Here is a 7,360-nt window from a genome sequence, read left to right on the forward strand (position 1 = left end):
CGGGGAGGTGGTCAGGCGGCGTCGGCCAGTGTGGGCTGCGCCGTCTTTGCGGAAAGTGAGGAAACAGTAGGCGTTGCGTGCAGTGGCGCAGCGCCGAACCAGTGCAGTTCGTCGGCCAGCGCGGCTACGTCACCCAGGATCAGCAACGCCGGTGATTGCACCTGGTGCTGGGTGGCTGCATCGGGGAGCTGGCGCAGCTGCCCGCTGACCACGCGCTGGTTGGCGCGCGAGCCGTTTTCGATCAGGGCGAATGGGGTGCTGGCCGGCAGCCCGGCGCCGAGCAGGTGGCTGCGGATCTGTGCCAGCGCGGCGACCCCCATATAGAACACCAGGGTCTGCCGCGGCTGTGCCAGCGCGGGCCAGTCCAGCGTATCCAGCGAATCCTTGCAGTGGGCCGTCACCAGCCGCAGTTGCTGGGCATGGTCACGGTGGGTCAGCGGAATACCGGCATAGGCGGCGCAGGCCAGCGCTGCGGTGATTCCTGGAACGACCTCAAAGGCGATGCCATGGGCGCGCAGGAACTGCAGCTCCTCCCCGCCGCGGCCGAACACGAAGGCATCGCCGCCCTTGAGCCGTACCACGCGCTTGCCGGCGCGGGCATGTTCCAGCATCAACGCATGGATATGTTCCTGCGCGGTGCTGTGACCCTGTGCGGATTTTCCGACCTCGATGAAGTCGGCATCGCGGCGGGCCAGCTGCAATACCTCGGCGCTGACCAGGCGATCATGCAGGATCACATCGGCCTGGTTGAGTGCGCGCAGGGCGTTCAGGGTAAGCAGGCCGGGGTCGCCGGAACCGGCTCCCACCAGTACCACCGAGCCGGCGTGGACCGGGGCTTCGGCGCCCATGTCCAGCAGCAGCTGGGTTTCGGCGGCGATGGATTGGCGTGCGCGCAGCAGGCCAAGCAACGGGCCTTCGATCAGCCGGTCGAAGAAACGGCGGCGCGCGGCCAGCTCGGGGAAGCGCTCGCGTATCAGCCCGCGCTTGCGGCTGACCAGCTGTGCCAACTGGCCCCAGGCCTGGTCAAACAGTTCCTCGATCTGGCGCCGCACATGGCGCGCCACCATCGGCGCGCCACCGCCACTGGAGATGGCGATCTGCAGCGGCCCGCGTTCGACCACGGCCGGTACATGGAAACCGGACAGGGCCGCGTCATCGACCACGTTGACGAACAACCGGCGTGCCTCGGCAGCTTCGGCGACGGCGCGGTTGATGTGGATATCGTTGGTGGCAGCGATCACCAGCCAGATGTCCTGATCAAGCCATGCAGGTTCGAAATCGCCGTTCAACCACTGGATGCGCCCGGTATCGGCCAACTGCTGCAGTACCGGGCTCAAGGCCGGGGCACCGAGCCGGGGCAGGGCGCCCGCGCGCAGCAGGGCCTCGGTTTTACGCTCGGCCACCGCACCCCCGCCAACGACCAGTACGGCCCGACCCTTGAGGTCGGCAAACAGGGGGAACAAGGGGCTGTCCAAGGCGGTGACGGAGGTAGTAGGAGTAGGGACCGTGACCGTAGCGCCGGCCCTGCAGGGCCGGAAATGAAAAGCGGCCCACCTCAAATAACTTTAGGTTATAAGTATCGCGAGCGTTTTGGCCTACATTCTTCACAGTTCCTTACTGAAGATCTCTTTCCAACACTGCGATGACACTTACCCAACTGCGTTACCTCGTTGCTATTGCCGATGCCGAGCTGAACATCACGCTCGCCGCGACACGGGTGCATGCCACCCAGCCGGGGTTGTCGAAACAGCTCAAACAGCTTGAAGACGAGTTGGGTTTTCTGTTGTTCGTCAGAAAGGGAAGAAGTCTTGAATCGGTAACGCCTGCTGGCGAAGAAGTCATCAACCGTGCGCGCAGTGTGTTGGCCGAAGCCAACAACATTCGTACCTACGCTGCCAACCAGCGTCGCGAAAGCCATGGCCAGCTGATCCTGACCACCACCCACACGCAGGCACGCTTCGTACTGCCGCCGGCGGTGGCGCGCATCAAGCTGGCGTATCCGCAAGTGAGCGTGCACCTGCAACAGGCTGCGGAAAGTGATGCGCTGGATCTGCTCAGCCAGGGTGATGCGGATATCGCCATCATCAGTACTGCAGGTGGTGAACCGAGCACCGGTATCGCCGTGCCGTTGTACCGCTGGCGCCGCTTGGTACTGGTGCCCAAGGGGCATCCGCTGGACCGTGCCGGGGCAGCGCCCGACATGGCCGCGTTGGCCAGTCATCCGCTGATCAGCTATGAATCCTCCACGCGAACCAGTTCTTCGTTGCGGCGTGCGTTTGCCGCGCTGGACCTGGAACCGGACCTGACCTTGACCGCACTCGACGCGGACCTGATCAAAACCTATGTGCGCACAGGGCTGGGCGTGGGCCTGCTGGCGGAAATGGCGGTAAGCGCCAACGACACCGACCTGCGTGCCTGGCCGGCGCCGGCATCGATCCCCGAATGCATCGCCTGGGCGGTGCTGCCGCGTGATCGCGTATTGCGTGATTACGCCCTGGAGCTGGTGCATGTGCTGGCGCCGCAGATCGACAAACGTGATCTGCGCCGCGTGCTGGATGGCAACCAGCAGGCCGATTGGCCGGTGCCGCCAACCTGGGAATCGTTGACGCAGACGATCACGGTCTAGATTGGATGGGTGGGATGACCGCGTTGGTGATCCTGCCCGGCCTTGATGGCACGGCGACACTGCATGCGCGGTTTGTCGCCTGCCTGGGTGACGTGTTCGGACCGGTGACCGTGCTGCATTACCCGCCGCACAAGGCGTTGGACTATGCGGCGCTGGAACTGCTGGCCAGGGCTGCGTTGCCCGGCGATGTTCCTTTCGTGCTGCTGGGCGAATCCTTTTCCGGTCCGATCGCGTTGTCGATCGCAGCTGACCCACCGGCCAATCTTGTTGGCCTGGTGCTGTCCACAACCTTCGCGCGTACGCCGCTGCCATTGGTATCGCCGTTGGCACCGCTGACGTGTTTTGCGCCGGTTCGCGCGCTGCCGCCGGCCTTGCTGTCCTGGTGTTTGCTGGGTCGCTGGGCAACACCGGCATTGAACGCGTCGCTCGAACGGGCCCTGCTTGAAGTGCACCCGGCTGTGTTGCGGCAACGTGCGGCGCTGGCAATGCAGGCGGATGTATCGGCATTGCTGGAACGCGTCACCCTGCCTGTGCTGTATCTGCGGGCAACAGGTGATCGCTTGATCATGCGTAGCGCCGCTGAACTCATTCTGTCGGCGATCAAGCATGCGACGGTCAGGGATATTGCGGGTCCCCATCTCCTTCTGCAGGCATGTCCTTCGGCTGCGGCGCGGGCTGTGCGCGATTTCGTTGAAGGCCTGCAGTCGGCCAGACTCCGCTGAGGCTTTACCCGTGGGGCGTGACCAGTCTTGCAGGAGCGGCGTAAGCCGTGAAGCTGGTGGTCGGTCGGGCTTGAGGTGATTCGGTGATTTCATTGAAGTCAGCTTCGCGGCTTACGCCGCTCCTACAAAAGCTGCGTGGGTGATGCATTGCCGGGAAAACCCCTGCCGAGCATGGCTCGGCACCACGGTCACGCCTGTGAATGCGATGTGCGGCAAACGGTCGCACCTTGCGCGGCAACTCCGGCATTTGCCGGGTCGATAAAATGCGTGGGTCATGCGCTCGGTTCGTTTCCAATCCTTTGTGCTCCTGCTGGCATTTGCCGCTGCCTTGTTGATGGCGGTGGCGCCGGTGGTCAGCCGCTGGCTGCAATCGCAGCAGCTGCCGATGGCAGCCATGCATCATGCGGCGCATGACGTCGTGATGCCGATGCCTGTCGACCCGCACGCGGGGCATCACGGCATGGCCCCCATGTCGCATGAGGCGCCCGCACGAGCGGCAGCAGAACCGAAAAAGCCGATACCGGCACCCGTCGATCCACACGCGGCCCACGGCGAAGCCTGCGACTACTGCACCATGGCCTCGCGCCTGCTGCCATGGCTTGCGGTAATCCTGATACTGGCGCCGTTGCTGTATCGGCTTGTGCCCCAATCTCCCCGCAGGACGCTCCGCGCCGCCAGCCTGCGCTGGCCTGCACATCCGCCGCGCGGTCCGCCGGCACTCTCCAGATAACGCCAACTTTCCTGTTTGCCGCGCGCTGCCGATGGGTAGTACGTGGCTGTGTCGTATTGGAGAATCAAATGAAATTCCTTTCCCGCACGCCGGGTACTCCCGCGTGCCTGTCCGTCTGTGTCTGCATGGTGCTGTTTGCTGATCTCGCAGGCGCCGCCGAGCATGATCCGACCCGAACCCTCGATACCTTGGTGGTCACCGCCGCCGCTCCTTCATCGCCGCTGCAATGGGTGACCGACCCGCGGCTGCCGCGGCAACCGGTGCCGGCCAGTGATGGCGCCGACTACCTCAAGACCGTGCCGGGCTTTTCCGCCATCCGCAACGGCGGCACCAATGGCGATCCGGTGCTGCGTGGCATGGGCGGCTCGCGCCTGAACATCCTCAGCAACGATGGCACGCTGATCGGCGCCTGCCCGTCGCGGATGGACAATCCGCTGTCCTATATTGCGCCGGAGACCTTCGATCGCCTGACGGTGATCAAGGGCCCGCAAAGCGTGCGCTGGGGCGCGGGTGCCTCGGCCGGCACGGTGCGTTTCGAGCGCGACACCCCGCGTTTCGATGCGCCGGGCATGCGGCTCAACGCCAGTGCATTGGCCGGCTCCAACAACCGCAACGACCAGGTGCTGGATGCCAGTTTCGGCAGTCAGCCCGGCTATGTCCGGGTCAATGGCAACCGCTCGGAAGCCGATGATTACAAGGACGGCAATGGCGATGTGGTGCCCTCGCGCTGGCGCAAATGGAATGCCGATGCCGCCATTGGCTGGACGCCGGATGCCGATACCGTGCTGGAACTCAGTGCCGGTACCGGTGATGCGATCGCCCGTTACGCCGGCCGTGGCATGGACGGTGCCGCGTTCAAGCGCGACAGCTATGGGCTGCGTTTTGAACGCGGCAACCTGCCCGGTGCATGGGACAAGCTGCAGGCCAACCTGTACTACAACAACGCCGATCACCTGATGGACAACTACACGCTGCGCACGCCCAACCCAGCCAGCAGCATGCCGATGCCGATGGCCTCGAACGTGGAGCGTCGTACCACCGGCGGCCGCGTCAGCAGCGAGTGGCGTTGGCAGGACGTGGTCATCGTCGCCGGCGTGGATGCGCAGGACAGCCGCCATCGCAGCCGCAATAGCATGGGCCGCAACACCTGGCAGCAATCGCCGTGGAAGCGCGATGCCGACTTCAGCAACCTGGGCGTGTTCACCGAGTTGACCCTGGGCGAAGGAACCGCACAGCGCTGGATCAGTGGGCTGCGCCTGGACCGCGCGCAGGTGAAGGATCGGCGTGCGAGCACCGGCATGATGAACATGCCCAACCCGACCGCCGGGCAGCAGCGGCAGCAGGATCTGGGTAGCGGTTTCCTGCGTTATGAGCGCGACCACGGGCAGGCTTGGACCTGGTACGCAGGTATCGGCCACAGCGAGCGCATGCCGGATTACTGGGAGCTGTTCTCGGCCAATGCAGGGCCGGCCGGCAGCATCAATGCGTTCTCCGCGGTGAAGCCGGAGCAGACCACGCAGCTGGATCTGGGCCTGCAGTTCCGCAGCCAGCATGTGGATGCCTGGGTATCGGCGTATGCGGGGCGGCTTCAGGACTACATCCTGTTCCGCTATCGCAGTGGCGGCATGATGGGCAGCACCACCCAGGCCGACAATGTGGATGCGCGTATTGCCGGTGCCGAGGCGGGCTTGGAATGGCGTTTGGCCCAGGCCTGGAAGCTGGGTGGCACCCTGGCCTATGCCTGGGGTGAGAACCGCAGCGAGGGCAGGCCACTGCCGCAGATTCCGCCGCTGGAAGCCCGCCTCAGTGCCAGCTGCGAGCATCAGCGCTGGTCGGCGGGTGCGCTGTTGCGCGCGGCCAGCCACCAGCATCGGGTAGCCGAGGATGAGGGCAATGTGGTTGCACGTGACCTGGGGCCGACCGCAGGCTTCGCTACCTTGTCGCTGAATGCGGCGTATCGCTTCACCGATGCGCTGCGCGCCAGCGTGGGCGTGGACAACGTGTTCGACCGCGCCTATGCCGAGCATCTGAACCTGGCTGGCAGTGCCGATTTCGGTTTCCCGGCCGATCCCGTGCGGATCAACGAGCCGGGGCGTAACGTCTGGTTGAAGCTGGATTACCGCTACTGATGTCGCGGTTGCCGCCGCTGCCTGCGCACGGGTAGCGGCGGCATGGCATGCTGTGGTCCGGTAATGATCAGCAAGGAGCGGTATGAGTCTGCGTGCAGTCGCCTACGTGAGCACGGCGGTGGCCGGGCTGGGTACCGCCGACCTGGATCATCTGCTGGTCGATGCGCGTGCGCACAACCAGCTGGCAGGCGTTACGGGTGTGCTGTTGTTCGATGGACGGCAGTTCTTCCAGTACTTCGAAGGTCCGGAAGAGGGCGTGGCACGCGCCTACGAGCGCATCCGCAATTCGCATATGCATGTTGATCTGCGTGAGCTGTACAGCGCGCCGGTGGATAAGCTCCACTTCAGCCAGTGGCATATGGGTTGCACCCATACCGAGGGCAGCGTGCTGCAGCAGCTGAGTACCCAGCAATGGCAGCGTGAGGCCGAGTTTCTGCAGGACGAGGTGGCCCAGTCCGATGCATCACCGGCACTGCGCGAGCTGCTGGCATTCTGGGCCCAGCACAACCGGTAGTGCCGAGCCATGCTCGGCAGAGGCATTACCCGTAACGTGTCCGTTCAAAATCGCTTGCGGCCAGGGTTCCGCGCCGACAGCACCCCTCCCCAACCCTCCCCTTCGCTGCGCGAAAGGGAGGGGGCAGCAGCGTAGTGCCGAGCGATGCTCGGCAGGGGCTTTACCCGTAGCGTATCCGTCCAAGATCGGCCCGCGCCCCGAATTCCGCGCCGACAGCACCCCTTCCCAACCCTCCCCTTCGCTGCGCGAAAGGGAGGGGGCAGCAGCGTAGTGCCGAGCCATGCTCGGCAGGGGCTTTACCCGTAGCGTGTCCGTCCAAGATCGGCCCGCGCCCCGAATTCCGCGCCGACAGCACCCCTCCCCAACCCTCCTCTTCGCTGCGCGAAAGGGAGGGGGTAGCAGCGTAGTGCCGAGCCATGCTCGGCAGGGGCATTACCCGTAGCGTGTCTGTTCAAAATCGTTCGCGGCCAGGGTTCCGCGCCGACAGCCCCCCTCCCCAACCCTCCTCTTCGCTGCGCGAAAGGGAGGGGGCAGCAGCGTAGTGCCGAGCCATGCTCGGCAGGGGCATTACCCGTAGCGTGTCTGTAGTGCCGAGCCATGCTCGGCAGGGGCTTTCCGAGGCAAGCTCCAGCCGAGCAT

General features: G+C 64.9%; 6 protein-coding genes. 5 read left to right on the forward strand and 1 reads right to left on the reverse strand.

Annotated features, from left to right (window positions below; all coding sequences use genetic code 11):
• Positions 1-11: 11 nt before the first annotated feature.
• On the reverse strand, positions 12-1,463 hold the full coding sequence (cysG, locus tag AC1VXC_RS11595; protein ID WP_481539341.1) for a siroheme synthase CysG: 1,452 nt from the start codon (positions 1,461-1,463) through the stop codon (positions 12-14).
• 179 nt (positions 1,464-1,642) lie between these two features.
• On the opposite strand from cysG, the gene AC1VXC_RS11600 reads away from it, so the two are divergent.
• From AC1VXC_RS11600 to AC1VXC_RS11620, 5 genes are all read left to right on the forward strand, one after another.
• Positions 1,643-2,626, forward strand: coding sequence for a LysR family transcriptional regulator (locus AC1VXC_RS11600; RefSeq protein WP_481528179.1), 984 nt, complete (start codon positions 1,643-1,645; stop codon positions 2,624-2,626).
• Positions 2,627-2,640: 14 nt separating this feature from the next.
• Entirely contained in the window at positions 2,641-3,348 is a 708-nt protein-coding gene (locus tag AC1VXC_RS11605) for an alpha/beta fold hydrolase (RefSeq protein WP_481539340.1), read from the forward strand.
• A 274-nt stretch (positions 3,349-3,622) separates the two neighbouring features.
• The gene (locus tag AC1VXC_RS11610; protein WP_481528181.1) at positions 3,623-4,078 is read left to right on the forward strand and encodes a hypothetical protein; all 456 of its coding nucleotides are present in this window, start codon (positions 3,623-3,625) and stop codon (positions 4,076-4,078) included.
• 68 nt (positions 4,079-4,146) lie between these two features.
• Positions 4,147-6,207 carry a TonB-dependent copper receptor gene (locus AC1VXC_RS11615; RefSeq protein ID WP_481539339.1) on the forward strand — a complete coding sequence of 687 codons (2,061 nt, stop codon included), beginning with the start codon at positions 4,147-4,149 and terminating at the stop codon, positions 6,205-6,207.
• Between the two features lie 82 nt (positions 6,208-6,289).
• Entirely contained in the window at positions 6,290-6,721 is a 432-nt protein-coding gene (locus tag AC1VXC_RS11620; protein ID WP_481539338.1) for a BLUF domain-containing protein, read from the forward strand.
• Positions 6,722-7,360: the final 639 nt, after the last annotated feature.

It is taken from the genome of Stenotrophomonas sp. STEN033 (assembly GCF_056856655.1).